Genomic DNA, 532 nt, shown 5'->3' on the forward strand with positions numbered 1-532 from the left:
GCCGTGACACAGGCTACAAACGCGCCGGCATCATATTCGCCTGCCCCGACGATAAGTCCTATGACGAGCATGAACGTTGGGGCCACAATCTCGAGGGCTATCAGCTGCCGAGCAGAATGGTGAGTGGCAAGGAACTCGATGACCTTTTGCCGGGCGGTAGCATGAAACTCAAGGGCGCTCTGTACACGCCCGCTGATGGTCGCGCCGAACCGCAAAAGGCCGCGCCCGCAGTCGCTGAAGCCGCGCGCGACAAAGGCGCGGCAATCCTGACGGAGTGTGCCGTACGCGGCATAGAGACGTCCGGCGGCAAGGTTTCGGGTGTTGTCACCGAGCGCGGACGCATCGCCTGCGACGCTGTCGTACTGGCCGGCGGTGCCTGGTCCAATCTCTTCTGCGGACTTTACGGGATCGATCTGCCGCAGCTGAAGGTGATGAATACCGTCATGCGCACGAAGCCGCTGGAAGGCGGTCCGGAATCGGCGCTTTGGTCCAAGGATTTTGCCATACGGAAACGTCAGGATGGGGGTTATAC

The 532-nt window shown here is 61.3% G+C and carries 1 protein-coding gene; it reads left to right on the forward strand.

Annotation, left to right across the window (positions count from 1 at the left end; translation table 11 throughout):
- On the forward strand, positions 1-532 hold a 532-nt coding region (locus tag ACXJ5O_RS29465), incomplete at both ends, for an NAD(P)/FAD-dependent oxidoreductase (RefSeq protein WP_457302986.1).

The organism is Phyllobacterium sp. P5_D12 (genome assembly GCF_054049495.1).